General features: G+C 62.5%; 12 protein-coding genes. 6 read left to right on the plus strand and 6 right to left on the minus strand.

All coding sequences use genetic code 11. The features are described 5' to 3' along the window. Window positions 1-32: 32 nt before the first annotated feature. Window positions 33-1,088 (plus strand): LysR substrate-binding domain-containing protein, encoded by a 1,056-nt coding sequence (locus tag AC1DPF_RS14645; RefSeq protein ID WP_477962086.1) that lies wholly within the window; start codon window positions 33-35, stop codon window positions 1,086-1,088. On the opposite strand, the gene AC1DPF_RS14650 is transcribed toward AC1DPF_RS14645, so the two are convergent. Beyond that, window positions 1,075-1,914 (minus strand): enoyl-CoA hydratase/isomerase family protein, encoded by an 840-nt coding sequence (locus AC1DPF_RS14650; RefSeq protein ID WP_477869332.1) that lies wholly within the window; start codon window positions 1,912-1,914, stop codon window positions 1,075-1,077. The two genes, AC1DPF_RS14645 and AC1DPF_RS14650, sit on opposite strands and share 14 nt — an antisense overlap. 50 nt (window positions 1,915-1,964) lie before the next feature. Further along, window positions 1,965-3,599 (minus strand): class I adenylate-forming enzyme family protein, encoded by a 1,635-nt coding sequence (locus AC1DPF_RS14655; RefSeq protein ID WP_477869334.1) that lies wholly within the window; start codon window positions 3,597-3,599, stop codon window positions 1,965-1,967. Between the two features lie 432 nt (window positions 3,600-4,031). Between AC1DPF_RS14655 and AC1DPF_RS14660 the strand changes: the two genes are divergently transcribed. Together AC1DPF_RS14660 and AC1DPF_RS14665 are read left to right on the plus strand one after the other, a co-directional pair. Further along, window positions 4,032-4,847: an enoyl-CoA hydratase/isomerase family protein gene (locus tag AC1DPF_RS14660; RefSeq protein WP_477869336.1), complete on the plus strand. Its 816-nt coding sequence runs from the start codon at window positions 4,032-4,034 to the stop codon at window positions 4,845-4,847. 45 nt (window positions 4,848-4,892) lie between these two features. Continuing rightward, window positions 4,893-5,711: a sugar phosphate isomerase/epimerase family protein gene (locus tag AC1DPF_RS14665; RefSeq protein WP_477869338.1), complete on the plus strand. Its 819-nt coding sequence runs from the start codon at window positions 4,893-4,895 to the stop codon at window positions 5,709-5,711. A gap of 33 nt (window positions 5,712-5,744) precedes the next feature. On the opposite strand, the gene AC1DPF_RS14670 is transcribed toward AC1DPF_RS14665, so the two are convergent. Next, the gene (locus tag AC1DPF_RS14670; protein ID WP_477869340.1) at window positions 5,745-7,796 is read right to left on the minus strand and encodes an oxidoreductase; all 2,052 of its coding nucleotides are present in this window, start codon (window positions 7,794-7,796) and stop codon (window positions 5,745-5,747) included. 189 nt (window positions 7,797-7,985) lie between these two features. Between AC1DPF_RS14670 and AC1DPF_RS14675 the strand changes: the two genes are divergently transcribed. Beyond that, window positions 7,986-9,119: an acyl-CoA dehydrogenase family protein gene (locus tag AC1DPF_RS14675; RefSeq protein ID WP_477869342.1), complete on the plus strand. Its 1,134-nt coding sequence runs from the start codon at window positions 7,986-7,988 to the stop codon at window positions 9,117-9,119. Between the two features lie 50 nt (window positions 9,120-9,169). Here the strand turns inward: AC1DPF_RS14675 and AC1DPF_RS14680 are convergent, their stop codons facing one another. Next, window positions 9,170-10,204 (minus strand): zinc-dependent alcohol dehydrogenase, encoded by a 1,035-nt coding sequence (locus AC1DPF_RS14680; RefSeq protein WP_477962088.1) that lies wholly within the window; start codon window positions 10,202-10,204, stop codon window positions 9,170-9,172. A 235-nt stretch (window positions 10,205-10,439) separates the two neighbouring features. On the opposite strand from AC1DPF_RS14680, the gene AC1DPF_RS14685 reads away from it, so the two are divergent. Both AC1DPF_RS14685 and AC1DPF_RS14690 read left to right on the plus strand, forming a co-directional pair. Then, window positions 10,440-11,567 carry an acyl-CoA dehydrogenase family protein gene (locus tag AC1DPF_RS14685; RefSeq protein ID WP_477869346.1) on the plus strand — a complete coding sequence of 376 codons (1,128 nt, stop codon included), beginning with the start codon at window positions 10,440-10,442 and terminating at the stop codon, window positions 11,565-11,567. Window positions 11,568-11,653: 86 nt separating this feature from the next. Then, entirely contained in the window at window positions 11,654-12,763 is a 1,110-nt protein-coding gene (locus AC1DPF_RS14690) for an NADH:flavin oxidoreductase (protein ID WP_477962146.1), read from the plus strand. 200 nt (window positions 12,764-12,963) lie between these two features. Here AC1DPF_RS14690 and AC1DPF_RS14695 read toward each other — a convergent pair whose 3' ends face one another. Next, window positions 12,964-13,725 carry an SDR family NAD(P)-dependent oxidoreductase gene (locus tag AC1DPF_RS14695; protein WP_477869348.1) on the minus strand — a complete coding sequence of 254 codons (762 nt, stop codon included), beginning with the start codon at window positions 13,723-13,725 and terminating at the stop codon, window positions 12,964-12,966. Between the two features lie 161 nt (window positions 13,726-13,886). Continuing rightward, complete coding sequence (locus AC1DPF_RS14700; protein ID WP_477962090.1) at window positions 13,887-14,693, minus strand: alpha/beta fold hydrolase; 807 nt, start codon at window positions 14,691-14,693, stop codon at window positions 13,887-13,889. Window positions 14,694-14,773 lie beyond the last annotated feature (80 nt).

A 14,773-nucleotide genomic window follows, 5' to 3' on the forward strand; every position in this document is an offset into this window, starting at 1 on the left:
TGGAGGTTGCCTTGCCATTCCTGGTAGGGGTAGTGACAATTTCCTCAAACCCGGTGTGCGAACGCTGCGCATTGCACACGCCAGCGGGCTATCTCAGGATCGAAAAGCCGATGCGCTATCGCCTTCCTTCGCTCAATGCTCTGCGCGCACTGGAGGCGGCGGGGCGGCGTGGCAGCCTTTCGGCAGCGGCGAAGGAATTGGGTGTCTCGGTGGGAGCGATCAGCCGGCACGTGACGCTGCTGGAAGAGCATTTTGGCCGCACCATGCTGCGGCGGGGGCCTGCAGGCGTGGAACCGACGCCTGGTTGCGCCGCATTCCTGGACTCAATAGGGCGCGCGTTCGACGAGATCGACATGGCCAGTCATGCGCTCGCGAGCGACCGGCAGCGCGACAATACGCTGCGATTGCGGTTCTATTCGACCTTCACCACGGAGTGGTTGTCGGCAAGGCTGGCGAATTTCCAAGAGTTGTATCCTGAAATCCATCTTGAATTCAGCCTGTCAATCAAGGATGCAGAATGGCGCAACGATGATTTCGACATGGCGCTGACCGGCATGCCGCCGCTCGGGGAAGCGTTCCGTTGCGATCGTTTATTCGAAACCTACTTTGCGCTGGTCTGTGCGCCCAAGCTTGCGGAACAAGGCCGCATGGCAGGGCAGCCATGGTTGGCTGAGCAGACTTTCCTGATGGCTGCGCGAGAGGGCGATTTGTGGACCGGGTTACTTCAGGCGCTGGATGTTCCGGAGGCTGGCGCGCTTCGTAACATCCGCTTCGATTCGCTGAGCATGACCTACCAAGCTGCACGGCAAGGGGCCGGAATTGCACTGGGCAACCTGTTCTTCGTCGCTGGAGACTTGCAGAACGGGCGATTGGCCCTGCCGGTTGACCGGCTATTCTCGGTGTCGCTGCCGCATTATATCGTGACCCGCAGAGGTCGTCCGGACGGACCTGCGCTGAGGGCGTTCCGCACTTGGCTGTTGCATGAAACCGCCAAGGCCGCGACGGAGCTGGAAGCGTTCCTGGGCGAGCGTGGTCTGGCGCCCGAAACGCTGTCGGTACTTCCGGAGGTGCTAGCTACCGCCCAGTGAAGTGCGGCTGGCGCTTTTCTCCAAATGCCGCGATGGCTTCGGCAAAGTCCTCGGTCCCGGCGCAGCGGGATGCGAACATTCGTTCAGCGCTTAGCTGGATTTCCATGTCTGCCGTTTCGCTGGAGCGCATCAGTGCCTTGCTGCTGAGCAGGGCAAGCGGGGCCATCGCCAGCAATTTGGCGGCGATGTCGTCGGTCCGCGTTTCGAGCTCCGCATCGGGAACGAGGAAGTTGACCAGTCCGAACCGTTCGGCATCGAAGGCGGTCATGCGATCACCCAGCAGGGCGAGCTCCATCGCCTTGCGCTGTCCGATCAGGCGGGGGAGCAGGTAGGATTCGCCGTGATCGAAGACGTGGCCGAGCTTAACCTGGGGAAGTGAGATTTTCAGCGTTTCCGAAGCAACGACAAGGTCCGCGGTCAGGAGGAATTGCACGCCCAACCCGATCGCGTGACCGCGGGCACCGATGACTACCGGCTGGGGCAAGGCGAGGAAGGCCCGCAGCAGCGGTTGAATGCGGGTGGCAAGGCCATGGTAAAAGGCCCGCTCGCGTTCGGCTGGGCTCTGTCTGGCCGCATCGGCAATATCGCCGGTGTCCGCCCCGGTACACAGGTCCTTGCCGGTATGGCGAATGGCGACCACGCGGCATTCCGGGTCTCCGGCAAGATCACGGGCAATGTCAGTCAGGTCCATTATCATGTCCGGCGTCAGCGCGTTCATGCGCTCCGGCCGGTTGATGATGATCGTGGCCAGGCCCTGATCGACCTGAAGTTCAACAAATTCGCTCATTCCGTCACCAGCCGTTACCGGACAGGCCTGCGCCGTCAAATGAATGTATGAGGACGAGGTCGTTGGATCCCCGACGCACTGCCAGCCTCTCAGCGGACCGACACGGGCTTCAGCTTGCCCTCGCGGACCCTTTTGGCAAGCTCGAACTTCTGGATCTTCCCGCTTGGATTGAGGGGGAAGTCTTCGATCTGGCACCAGAGCACGGGCACCTTTGCAGGAGCCATTCTTTCGCGGCAATGCTGGTCGAGTTCGGCGAATTGCAGGGAGTATCCTTCGGCGGCCTGCACCACTGCAAGAACGATCTCGCCCCATTTGTCATCGGGAAGGCCGATCACCGCCGCCTGGGCGACCGCCGGCAGCTCGAACAGGACATCCTCGATTTCCCGGGGGTAGATGTTGGAGCCGCCGCGGATGATCATATCCTTGAGGCGACCGTTGATCCTGACGTACCCGTGTTCATCCAGCGTCCCGAGGTCGCCTGATCGCAGCCATCCGTCCGGGGTTATCGTCTCGCGCGTTGCATCTTCGCGGCCGTAATAGCCGAGCATGATCTGAGGGCCTCTGAAGCAGAGCTCGCCCACTTCGCCCGGAGCCAGGTTGGCTCCGGTTGCCGGATCGTGGATCTCCACCTCGACGCCGGGCAGGACCCGGCCAAGGGTGTGGGCAATTTCTTCGGGGCCGTCGGACAATGTGGTGTTGGTTACGGGCCCGCCCGACTCGGTCTGCCCAAAGCAGATCAGCACCGGGCAGCCGATGCGTTCGCGCACGCGTTCGAGCAGCGCGGGCGGCACGGGAGCGGCGCCGGTCACAATGAAGTCCAGGCTCGACAAGTCGCGCGTGTCGCAGTCCGGATGATCGAGTAGCGCCACTATCATGGTAGGAACGAGCAGCGTGCCGTTGACGCGTTCCGATTCGATCAGTTCCAGCGCAAATGCCGGATCCCAATGGGACATTAGCACGAAGGTGCCGTGCCGGGAGAGCGCCGCAAACAGAGTTACCGCACTCCCGCTGATATGATGCATCGGCGTCGGATTCATGTAGACGCCGTGCTGGCGAAAATCGCAGCAGTCGGCAACGCTGCGCGGCGGATTGGCAAATCCGTGGTGCAGTATGGCGCCCTTTGGCCTGCCGGTCGTCCCCGATGTGAACAGGATCGCCACCGGATCGCGGTGATGGACCTGCGGCAAGGCTGTTTCAGGAGAGCCCGAGGCGAGGAACTCGTCCCAGTCGGAAAGCGGTACGAGCACAAGCTCGGGCATGACGGACTCGCGGACAGCCGCCGCATTGGCCGCGATGTCGTTCTTGCGCCATCTGTCGGCGTGGAACAGCGCCGCTGCTTCGCAGTCCTGAAGAGTAGTGGCAAGTTCGGCCTGGCGCAGGTCAGCATTGACCGGCACTAGCACCATGCCCGCCAGCGCGACGCCATACTCGAAAATGACCCACTCGGCCGAGTTTGGCGAACAGATCGCGATGCGGTCACCCTGCTTGAAACGGGCCAACAGGGCGCGGGCCACTTGTTCCGCCTCTGCCAGCAATTCGTTGTAAGTCCAGCGCCTGCGGAGAGCTGGGTCCTCCACGCCATCGACCAGCGCCACGCGATCACCCGCCTCGCGCGCGGCTTCGCGCAGCAGGTCACCCAGCGCAATGTCGCGCAAGCTGCTGGCTGAGCCAGACTCACTGCTCGCGGCTTGCTCCACCGAATTATTGGCAACGCCCTTACCCACGATCCGCCTCCAGGTCAGCGGACACTGCACCTATGGTCAGCCTCCGCCCGATGTCAGACATTTTCTCGGTCAGTTCCGCGCCGTGTCAGGTGAACCACGGCGTGGCACCTGGTTGTGGGCGGGGGCCGAAATTTGGCCCGGACGGCATTTTTCCGGCAGCGCAGGGCTGTCTGTCAATTGCGGTGTCGAACTACCGCATATCTGGCACTTCAGCGGCCAACTCGCTCATCTCGGGCAAATGCTGATAATCATCCGGTCAAACGAGGAGAGGACAATCGCCGCTCAAGCCGGTCCGCGAACTTCGCCGGTACATCCTGCGACGCGCGGCTCGATGATCGGCGCGGCCATTGGCCTCGGTCCGTTGATCGACGGCACTATGTGCCAGTGCCAATAGACTATCTGTTCGAACCCCAATTTGCTTCCGGAGGATCCATGACCGCCACTGCCGCAGCCAAGCCGCTTACCCTTGTCGAGAACCGCGGACCGATCGAGATTCTCACGCTGAATCGGCCGGAGGCGCTCAATGCGATGAGCCCCGAACTGGCGGACGAACTTGCCGACTATTTTCAGGGGCTGCAGAAGCGGCGCGACGTCCGGGTCGTGTTGGTCCGTGCCGAGGGCAGGGCTTTCTGCGCTGGCGGCGACCTCGATTCGCAGGCCTTTGCATCCCCAGGGCCGGGTCGCGCACAGCGTCAGTATGATATCCAGGTTCGCTACGCCGCAGTGACGCGTTCGATGCGGTCCTGTCCGCAGCCGATCATCGCGCTGGTCCAGGGGCCGGCCTGCGGCGCGGGCTTCTCTCTCACTCTTGCCGCGGACATTCGCTACTGCACGCCCGAAGCCAAGTTCAATGCTGCCTATATCAGGATCGGCGTGAGCGGCACCGACATGGGGTCCGGATATTTTCTGCCAAAGCTGGTGGGTCTGTCGGTTGCCTCGGAGTTCCTCATGACCGGCCGCTTCATTTCGCCGCAGCGCGCGCTTGCGACCGGGCTGGTGAGCGATGTCGTTCCCGCGGACAAGCTGCTTGAAACCGGTCTGGAGCTGGCCAACGACATGCTGAAGACGGCACCGATGGGGCTGCGGATGACTAAGGAATCGCTCAATGCCCTGTCCCAGATCGGCAGCATCGAGGCTGCACTCGCTTTCGAGGATCGTCAGCAAATCCTGTTGATGGAAACCGCCGACCACCGCGAGGCCATCGCAGCATTCAAGGAAAAGCGCGCGCCCAATTACACCGACAGCTGAGCGGATGCGGGCTGACATGCGTTTGGCGGATGAAAGGCCGGAGCGATGACAGGTTCCGTCGGGCGGGATTTCGTCCTGTGCTATTTGACACTGCCGCACCTGCTGCCTCCCGCATTCATCTCGGTGGCTGCCGACGCGGGTTACCAGGGGGTCTCGCTCAGGCTGATCCCCATCCGCGACCAGCCAGAATTACCCATGTTCGGTAATTCCCCGCTGCTGACTGAAGCGATCGAGCGACTGGATGCGACCGGGATCTATGTGAACGACATAGAAGTGCTCCAACTGACGGCGAGCGTGGATATGTCAGCTCTGGAGCGCGTGCTCGAGACGAGCGCTCGCTTGCAGGCGCGGAACCTCATTGTAATCGTAAACGATGCGGACGAGAGCCGGGTGGCTGACAACCTTGCACGGGTGGCGAAGCTTTCCGCGGCATATGGGCTGCGCACCTGCCTCGAATGCATCGTCTACATGGGCGTCAAGACACTTGCACAGGGAATGCGGATTATCGAACGCACAGGCGATGACAGCATCGGCCTCGTCATCGACCCTCTGCACATTGATCGTGCCGGAGACGGGATCGCCGATGTCCAGCGGCTACCCGCCGGACGGATCGCCTGCGTCCAGCTGTGCGACGCCGGACCACGGCCCGACCCGCAGGATATGAACGCGATTATCCGCGAGTCGGTGGTGGACAGGCGGGTCCCTGGCACCGGAACGCTGCCGCTGCGCGCACTCATGGCGGAGCTGCCGGGGGATATTCCCGTGGCGCTGGAAGTGCCCGCGAAGGGATTTGCGAGGGCGATGCCGGACTTGGAAGTCGCTTCCATCATGCGCAAAGCCGCCCTGGACATCCTGTCAGGGTAACCGCGAAAGATCGGCCCCGCGGACGGGCTGCTCTTAGAGTGTCAGAGCCAGCCTCGTGGCCTGGTCAATTGCCCGCACCGCGTCCAGTTCTCCTGCCCGGTCGGCACCGCCAACGATATGTATTCGCGCGGCCGGCTGCATACGGATCAACGCATCGTAAAGCGATCGCTCGGCTTCCTGCCCGGCGCAGACGATGATCGTATCGGCCGGAATCACCTGCTCCTGCCCGTCCACTTCGATGACCAGACCCTCCGATGCGATCCGGCGATAAGTTACCCCACCCAGGAATTTGACGCCTGCGCGTTGCAGGGCGGCGCGGTGAATCCAGCTTGTCGAAACGGCACCCGGAATTCCCGAAGGCCGGCTGTGCTTGCGGTGCATCAGCGTTATCTGGCGCAGGGGAGGCGGCGGGGCGCTTGCCGCCCCGAGCCCGCCGGGCGCCTGGAGACTGAGGTCCAGCCCGTACTCCCGGGCGAAGTCATCGATTCCGTGGGGCTCGTTCGATTGGCCCAGCAGGAATGTCGCAACGTCGAAGCCAATGCCGCCCGCCCCGATGATCGCCACCCGGCGCCCGACCACCTTGCGATCGCGCAGCACTTCAACATAGCTGAGGACGCGCGGATCATCGCCACCCGGAATGTTGAGCACGCGCGGGAAGACGCCGGTCGCGACGACGATGTCGTCATACCCGGCAACGGTGAGTTCGTCAGGCGAGCACGGATGATTGAGGTGAACCGTTACACCCTCGTCCACCAGCCGCTGTTCGAAATAGCATAGCGCAGCGTTGAACTCGGACTTGCCGGGCACGACACGGGCCATCAGCAGCTGCCCGCCGAGGCGCGGGCCCGCTTCGAACAGGGTGACCGCGTGACCGCGCGCCGCGGCCGTAAACGAGAGGCTCATGCCTGCCGCGCCTCCGCCGATGACGGCGATCCGCCTGCTGGTCGCGGCCGGGGCGGCAATGAGGTCGAGTTCGTGTCCGGCCGCCGGATTGACCATGCACGAGACGCGCAGGTCGCGCAGCGCCCGGTCCAGACACGCCTGGTTGCAGGCAATGCAAGGGGCGATGCGATTGGGTTGGCCAGCTTCGGCCTTAATGGCGAAATCCGGATCCGCAAGCATTGGACGTGCGAGCGAGACGAAGTCCGCAACGCCTGCGGACAGGAGACTGTCCGCGTCGGCGGGGTTGTTGATGCGGTTCGAAGCGATGACAGGGATGGTCGCCGCCTCCTTGACCTGCCGGACTGCATAGGCCCAGGCGGCGCGGGGGACGACGGCGGCAATGGTTGGCACTGTTGATTCATGCCAGCCGATCCCGGTGTTCAGCATCGTCGCGCCGGCCTGCTCGATCATCGCTGCCAGTTGCCGGGTCTCGTCTCCGGTCATGCCTCCGGGCACCAGGTCAAGCGCCGAGATCCGGTAGATGACGAGGAAATCCTCAGGCAGGCGAAGTCGGATGGCTTTGACGATTTCGCATGCCAACCGAGCCCGATTCTCCAGCGATCCTCCAAACTCGTCGCGCCGATCGTTGGTTGCCAGAGCCGTGAATTGGTTGATCAGGTAGCCCTCGGAACCCATGATCTCAACGCCGTGGTAGCCGAAGCCATGGGCGAATTCGGCCGCGCGGGTGAAATCCTCGATCGTGCGCCATACCGCATCGGTGGAAAGAGCCGTCGGCGCGTACCGGTTGATCCGCGCCTGGCGAGCGGAGGCGCCGACGCACTCCTCATGGCGGGCATAGCGCCCCGCGTGCAACAATTGCATGCAGATACGGGCATCGGTTCCGCGCACCGATTCGACGATCGCACGGTGCCACTCGGTGTCCCTCCCGTGGGCCAGCCACGGAGCCTCGGGATCCATTCGTCCCTCGGCATTGGGTGAAACACCGCCTGTTATGATCAGACCGACGCCACCTTTGGCACGCGCGCGGTAGAACGCGGCGATACGTTCCTCGGGGCGGTCGAGGCGTTCAATACCGGTATGCATCGCCCCCATGACGATGCGATTGCGAATTGCAACCGGCCCCGATCGCCACGGCGCGAACAGATGCGGATAGGCGTGACTCAGCGCGCTGCGTTCGACCATCGAAAGCTCCCCGGTGTGGCGACGACCGCTAGATTGACGAGGCTCGCTTGGCCAGCCGCCCACCCGAATTAACAAGCATGCACGAACTGGGTGCCGCAGGTTCGCTTTAGGTATGTCTTGCTGGCAGCGAGATCGCCACATCGTGCAAAAGAGGATTGAATTCGATCGCTGATCTCAGGGAGTGGCACGATGGAGCCAGATGACAACTACGAGGCGCATCGGGACAACCTGCGGCGCTTTGCCGAGACGGAAATCAAGCCATTTGCGGCGGTCGTCGATCTTGAAGAGCGATTCCCGTCTGAGTCGATACAGGCGCTGCGCAAGCTGGACCTGCCGGGGTTGCCCTTCCCGGCGGCGCTGGGCGGGTCCGATGGCGATCTCATGGCCCAGGTCCTGGCCGTCGAAGAGATCGCACGGGTATGCGCCTGCACGGCGCACCTGATGCTCACCAGCTGGGTTGCGATAATGCCGCTGGTGCTGGCGGGCGATCCGGAGTTGCAGCGCAGGATCGTGCCCGACGTTGCGGCAGGCCACGACCAGGCGAGCTTCTGCCTGACCGAGCCAGGCGGGGGATCTGACGTCGCGGGAATGAAAACGACCGCCGAGCAGGTGGCCGCTGGCTGGCGCATCCGCGGCGGAAAGCGCTTCATCTCCAATGCCGGCAAATCAGACTGGTATTCCGTCCTTGCCCGCAATGCGGCGGGCGGGTTCGGTATCTTCATGGTGCATCGTGACGACCCGGGACTGGAGTTCGGCCGCAACGAACGCAAGATGGGAACCCGCGGATCGCCGCTGGCCGACGTTATTTTCAACGACTGCCTGATCCCCCTTGACCGTATCGTCGGGGACCCGTCCGGCGGCTACGGTATCATGATGGAGATCCTGACTTACAGCCGGCCGCTGATCGCGGCTCACGCGCTCGGGATTGCTCAGGGCGCGCTGGACGAGGCAATTTCCTATACCAGCCAGCGCACGCAGTTCGGCCAGACGATATCGCGATTCCAGATGACCCGCGGCATGATAGCGGACATGACCGCGCAGGTGGAAGCGGCGCGCAGCATGCTGTACCGCTGCGTTGCCATCGCGGGCAAGAACGACGACCGTGCCCGCGCATTTGCGAGCATTGCCAAGCTGGTCTGCACCAATGCAGCCATGTCGGTGACCACGGACGCCGTCCAGCTCCATGGCGGCTATGGCTACACGGCCGACTATCCAGTCGAACGCATGATGCGCGATGCGAAGGTGACTCAGATCTGGGAGGGCACCAACCAGATCCAGAAGCTGCTGATCGCCAAGCATGCCTATGCGGCGTACGAGAGGTAGCGGCGTTCTGGAACCGTCATCGACCGTACCTTCGGAGGATGAATCTCGCGTCAGGCGGTAATGACGACGCGAACCATCCCGGGCGGGCGCTTTTCCAGCACGTCGAACGCCTTTGCGATGTCCTCCAGGGGGAAGCTATGGCTGATCAGCCCATCCAGGGACAACTTGCCGCTGCGCACTAATTCGGTCACGGCCTGCAGGTCGCTGAGGCTGTTCGAATAGCTTCCGACGATCTCGATCTCTCGGGTCATCAGACCGGTGTATGTGGTCCCGATGGAGACCTTTTCGTCGAGGACCGAACCCAGGACGAGACGCCCCTGCTTCTTCAGCATACGAACGCCTTCGGTGGCGGCAGCCAGGGCGCCGCTGAAATCGATCACCGCGTCGATCTCGCCGAATTCCTTCCGAACCGCGCGCCCAGCGCCATCTAGACCCTGAACCACGGGAAATCCAAGCCCCCTGATCCGCTGGGCGGTTCCTTCGCTGTGTACGACGGCGATTGCCTTCAGATCAGGATCTATGGCGCGGCTGATTTGCAGGACGTTGGTGCCGACGCCGCCTGACCCGATCACAACCAATTTGCCGCCGCGCGGAAGCTGGGCGCGCTGCACGGCATGGTAGCCGGTGGCGACGGCATCGGGCAGCAGTGCGGCCAGATTGGGATCGAGATCGTCGACGGGCACCAGTCGGTTCGAAGGCCAGACCATTTCCTGGGCGAGGCCGCCTGGGCGGTGAACGCCGAGCATCTCGCCAAACGCGCAATAGTGCTCCCGCCCGGACATGCAGTCTTCGCATTTGCCACAGGGAAGCAGCGGGTGAACCACCACGCGCGTGCCGGGCTGCGGGCCGACGCCGGGGTCGGCCTCGATCACCTCGGCCGCGACCTCATGGCCCGGATAGACCGGGTATTCCGCGCCGACTGGCAATTTCATGCCGTGATGGAGGTGGAGATCGGTTCCACAAATGCCGCAAGCCAGCACTCTTAGTCGCGCCCAGCCGGGCTCACGGGTTTCGCGCGGGGTTGCTGCCAAGGCAATGTGGCCGGGCGAGATGACCACACGCAGATTGCTCGGTTCGGTTTTCATGCGGGGAACTCTAGCAGAATATCAGCTCAGGACGACCGCTCGGTAGGACCCGATGGAATTAACGCGTTTACGGTATCCGGCAGGGTGAGCCGGCGCGTGCCCCCGCAATGTTGACTTGGCCTAGAATTCAAAACTAGCGTTTTGCATCTGGCCTTGCGAACCCTGTCGGGATCGCGGGCAGGGTTCAGCTGCGCCGCTAAGAAGCGAGAGCGCATCGCAAATGGAGATTACCCGGATGAGCCAAGCTATTCCACTCGACAAATTTCGCGAGTTCTTCCTGACCGAGGTAGAAGAAATCTATCCGGAAGTCGCGGAGACGGAGACCGTTCCGGATCGCCTTAACCGCCGCGCGGCCGAAATGGGCTGCTACAAGCTGAGCCTGCCGGTGGAATACGGCGGCTACGGGATGAGCGTGACCGAATATATGCCGTATCTCGAAGCGGCTGCTGAAGGTCCCGGCATCGGGCGCATGCTGGTCCACACCACGAATGGCATCTGGCGTCCGATCCACCACTACGGCAATGCCGAGCAGAAGGCGATCCTGCCGCGGATGGCCGAAGGGGACTCGGTCGTGGCGTTCGCGCTTACTGAGATGACCGGCGGCACGGGGCGCGATCTCAAGTCGAGGGCGCGTTTGGAAGGCGACACCTGGTACCTGAGTGGTGAAAAGCACCTCATCACTTGGGCCGACCGCGCAGACTGGTTCCTCATCGTTGCAGCCAGCGATGACCGCGGCGGGCAGGACTCGCTGACCGCTTTCCTGATCCCGCGTGACACGCCTGGATTCGGCATCGACGCGACTCAGCATACGATGGGCTTGCACGGCACCGGCCATGCGTTCCTGACCTATGACAATATGGCGGTGCCGGACAAATACCGCTTGGGCGAGGTCGGGCACGGCCTCGAGGTCGCTCTGTTCTTCCTCGACTACAGCCGTGTTTCGCTGTCCAACTCGATGGTCGGCCTGGCGCAGCGCGCTCTTGACGAGGCGGTGCGCTTCTCTAAGCGCCGCACCACGTTCGGCAAGGCGATCGCCTCCCGCCCGCAGATTCAGACGCACATCGCGATGATGCAGGCCGATATAGAGGCCGCCCGACATCTGGTGGCGCATGCCGCGCTGCTGTGCGAGCAGGGCAAGGATTTCACTGCCCAGGCGGCCACTGCCAAGCTGTTCAATCTGAACATGATCGGCCGCGTCACCGACCTGTCGCTGCGGGTTCATGGCGGCTGGGGTTATACGCGTGAAGCCGTGATCGAGCGCATCTATCGCGATGCGCGTGGCTTCTGGTTCGAGGAAGGCACCGCCGAAATCCAGCAGTTGGTAATCGCGCGGTATGTTCTGGACAAGACTCAGGAGGCCTAGCTCCTTGCCAGGGTTGTAAGGCCGTCGAGTTGAAGCGTGAGAGATTCGGGTCGTCGGCCTTATATGTTGAGATTTGGAGAAGTTTGGTGACAGACGTTCAAGTCCTGTTCCGACCGTTCGAACACGGGTCGCTGAAGCTGCGCAACCGTGTCGTCATGCCGGCGATGACGCGTCACCGTTCCCCCAATAATGTCCCCGGCGATGATGTGCGCGATTACTACGCTCGCCGCGCCGCGTCGGTCGGCATGATCATAACCGAGGGTACTTGCATCAATCATCCCGCGGCCAATGCCTACGAGCGGGTGCCGTTCTTCCACGGGCACGAGTCGCTGGCCGGATGGAAAAGGGTCATCGACGCGGTCCACGCCAAAGGTGCGGCCATCATTCCGCAACTCTGGCATACCGGATCGGCCCGGCATCCCGGTGCTTCGCCTGACCCGTCGGTCCCCGCCTATACGCCTTCGGGGCTTACGCAGCAGTTGGAACCGCTGTGCCACGAAATGACCGAGCAGGATATTGCCGATGTCGTCCAGGCGTTTGCAGCAGCGGCCGCCGATGCCCAGCGCCTGGGCTGCGACGGCGTGCAGATCCATGGGGCTCATGGATATCTGATTGACGAGTTTTTCTGGGAGAAGAGCAACCGCCGAACAGATCGTTATGGTGGCAGCGTCGCCAATCGCGCGCGTTTTGCGGCCGAGATAGTTGCCGCAACTCGTGACCGGGTAGGCCCTGACTTTCCGATCGTCCTGCGCTGGTCGCAATGGAAGCAACAGGATTACAAGGCGCGGCTGGTTACGGATCCGCATTCGCTTGAAGCATTTCTAGAGCCGCTGGTCGAAGCCGGTGTCGACATCTTCGATTGCAGTACGCGGCGCTATTACCAGCCAGAATTCGAAGGGTCGGACCTCAATCTTGCGGGCTGGGTGAAGAAGATTTCCGGCAGGCCGACCATAACGGTGGGCAATGTGGGCCTGGATAGCGACTTCATGGCCGATGATAACAGCCGGGTCAGCATTCAAGTGGCGGAGACACGGTCGCTCGATGATCTGATGGCCCGGCTGGAGGCGGAGGAATTCGACCTCGTCGCCATCGGCCGCGCACTCCTTGCCAATCCGAACTGGGCGGAGATAGTCCAGGCCGGCGAATTCGGGGCGTTGAAGCCGTTCACCAAGGACGCGCTGCGGCAACTTACCTAGAGTGCGCTCCCCGGTTCTGCCTCGATCTCACAGCCGTGGGCTCTTTGACCGCTTCGGGGCTCGCTCTTCGCCGCGCTCGACGGGCCGGACCGGGGAAAGTCATCGCACCCAGATGATCGGGGCCCGCGAGAGTATTGTTGGTTCCAATGGGAGGCTGGTCTGGACGTTGATGCCTGGACGATAGCGAATTAGGCTTCTCGTCAAAGGCCCCGCCAGATGCCGCCAGAAACCGATAGGATTTCGCCGGTTATGTAGCTTGCGTCGTCGCTGCCGAGAAATATAGCCGCCGCAGCAACCTCTCGCGGCTCGCCGAGGCGCTTCATCAAATTCTGCTGGCGGGTTTTCTCGACTATGTCGGCCGGAATCCTCGCAGTCGCAGACGTTTTGATGACTCCAGGGGTGATGCAGTTTACGGTCACCGACGGGGCCAATTCGATCGCCAGCGTCCTGGACAGGGCGACGACGGCCGCTTTCGAAGCGGCATAGTCCGATTGCCCCCAGTCTCCGGCATAACTTATCGAGGCAATATTCACGATGCGCCCATATTCCCGGGAAAGCATGCCGGGGGCGAGCTCTCGGATCAGGAAGCGCGTGCCATCCAGATTGAACGAAAACGTCGCTTGCCATTGCTCTTCATCCATTTCGAGGAATCGGCAAAATGGATGCTTGCCAGCTATACCCCCCACGACGTTGACTAGAACGTCGACGCGGCCGAACTTCTCGACGGCGTCGCGGGCGAGCGCGACAGCCTCCTGTTCAAGCAAGACATTCGCCCGGACGGCAAGAATATCGCCCGCCCGGCCGGGAATCGCCTCAAGCTCGCCGACACACTCGTCGAGCCGTCTCTGTGAGATGTCGGTGACGACAACTGTGGCCCCCTCGGACGCGAAACGAACCGCGATGGCGCGCCCCATCGGGCCGCCGGCACCGGTTATGAGCGCCACTTTGTCCTGAACCCGCATCCCGACGCTCCCCTAGATGTAGCCTCGGCGCGACTGAGTGAGTTTCAACCAAGGCTGAAGCCTTGCCATGCGGGCCTTGCGCTAGCTTGATGTACTGAAAAGGCTACGGTCTGCGGCCGAGGGGTGTTCCCCGGGGCCGCAGACCGCCCTTTGGAGTGTGATTAGCGGTCGAAGAACCACGTCACCAAATGGTTGAAATCTTCGGACTTTTCCCACTGCACCCAGTGACCGCAGTTGGGCAGGAGGTGGAGCGACGCGTTCGGGAAGGCCTTGATGATACCCGGCGCCATGTCGACCGGGCAGACCCGGTCCTCAAGGCCCCACATCACCAGGATGTCATTCTTGATGCTGCCCAGGTCCTCGCGCCACATTTCCCCGAACGGGCGGGCAAAGGGCTTGAACCGCTTCGGGTCCGACGCGGCCTTCACGCGTTCGTCGAGCAGTGCGTCAGTGATGAACGAGCTGTCGTTCACGAGCAGTTCGATCACACCGCGCATCTGCTCGCGGGTGGGATTGTCGCTGGCATTGACGGCGCCCATGCGGCGCATGCCTTCGGTCGGCATCGGCGTGAAGACCGGCTGGAAGCCACCCGGCCCCATGAGGACCGCCCTGTTGATGCGATGGGAGGAATGCAGCAAGGCGCCCACGGTCGTCATGCCGCCCAGCGAATTGCCGACGCAATCGACCTTGTCGAGGCCCAGCGCATCGAGGAAATGGATCAGGAATTCCCCCATGGACTTGTAGATTTCCTGGAAGCCGAGCTTGTCCTCGCTGTCGCCGTAACCCGGCAAGTCGGGGATGATCAACCTGCGGGTCCTCGAAAGCTCGTCGACATTGCGGCGATAGTTGCTGATGCCGCTCGCGCCCGGGCCGCCGCCCTGAAGCAGGACCGTCGGCTTGCCTTCGCCTACATCCACATAGGCGATACGGGCGCCGTCCACTTGCACGAATTTCTTTTCCAGATCCATTTTCACTCTCCAATTACGCGGTTGGACTAAAAGGTTTGGCAATTTCGGCTGGTTGGACGTCCCGTGGCATGCCCGCCGAG

The organism is Rhizorhabdus sp. P4_G6, from assembly GCF_056401045.1.

Bases quoted from the DNA above. Each gene is read 5' to 3' on its own strand.
- AC1DPF_RS14660 (WP_477869336.1), top strand. From the start codon at position 4,032: ATGACCGCCACTGCCGCAGCCAAGCCGCTTACCCTTGTCGAGAACCGC.
- AC1DPF_RS14665 (WP_477869338.1), top strand. From the start codon at position 4,893: ATGACAGGTTCCGTCGGGCGGGATTTCGTCCTGTGCTATTTGACACTG.
- AC1DPF_RS14670 (WP_477869340.1), bottom strand. From the start codon at position 7,796: ATGGTCGAACGCAGCGCGCTGAGTCACGCCTATCCGCATCTGTTCGCG.
- AC1DPF_RS14675 (WP_477869342.1), top strand. From the start codon at position 7,986: ATGGAGCCAGATGACAACTACGAGGCGCATCGGGACAACCTGCGGCGC.
- AC1DPF_RS14680 (WP_477962088.1), bottom strand. From the start codon at position 10,204: ATGAAAACCGAACCGAGCAATCTGCGTGTGGTCATCTCGCCCGGCCAC.
- AC1DPF_RS14685 (WP_477869346.1), top strand. From the start codon at position 10,440: ATGAGCCAAGCTATTCCACTCGACAAATTTCGCGAGTTCTTCCTGACC.
- AC1DPF_RS14695 (WP_477869348.1), bottom strand. From the start codon at position 13,725: ATGCGGGTTCAGGACAAAGTGGCGCTCATAACCGGTGCCGGCGGCCCG.
- AC1DPF_RS14700 (WP_477962090.1), bottom strand. From the start codon at position 14,693: ATGGATCTGGAAAAGAAATTCGTGCAAGTGGACGGCGCCCGTATCGCC.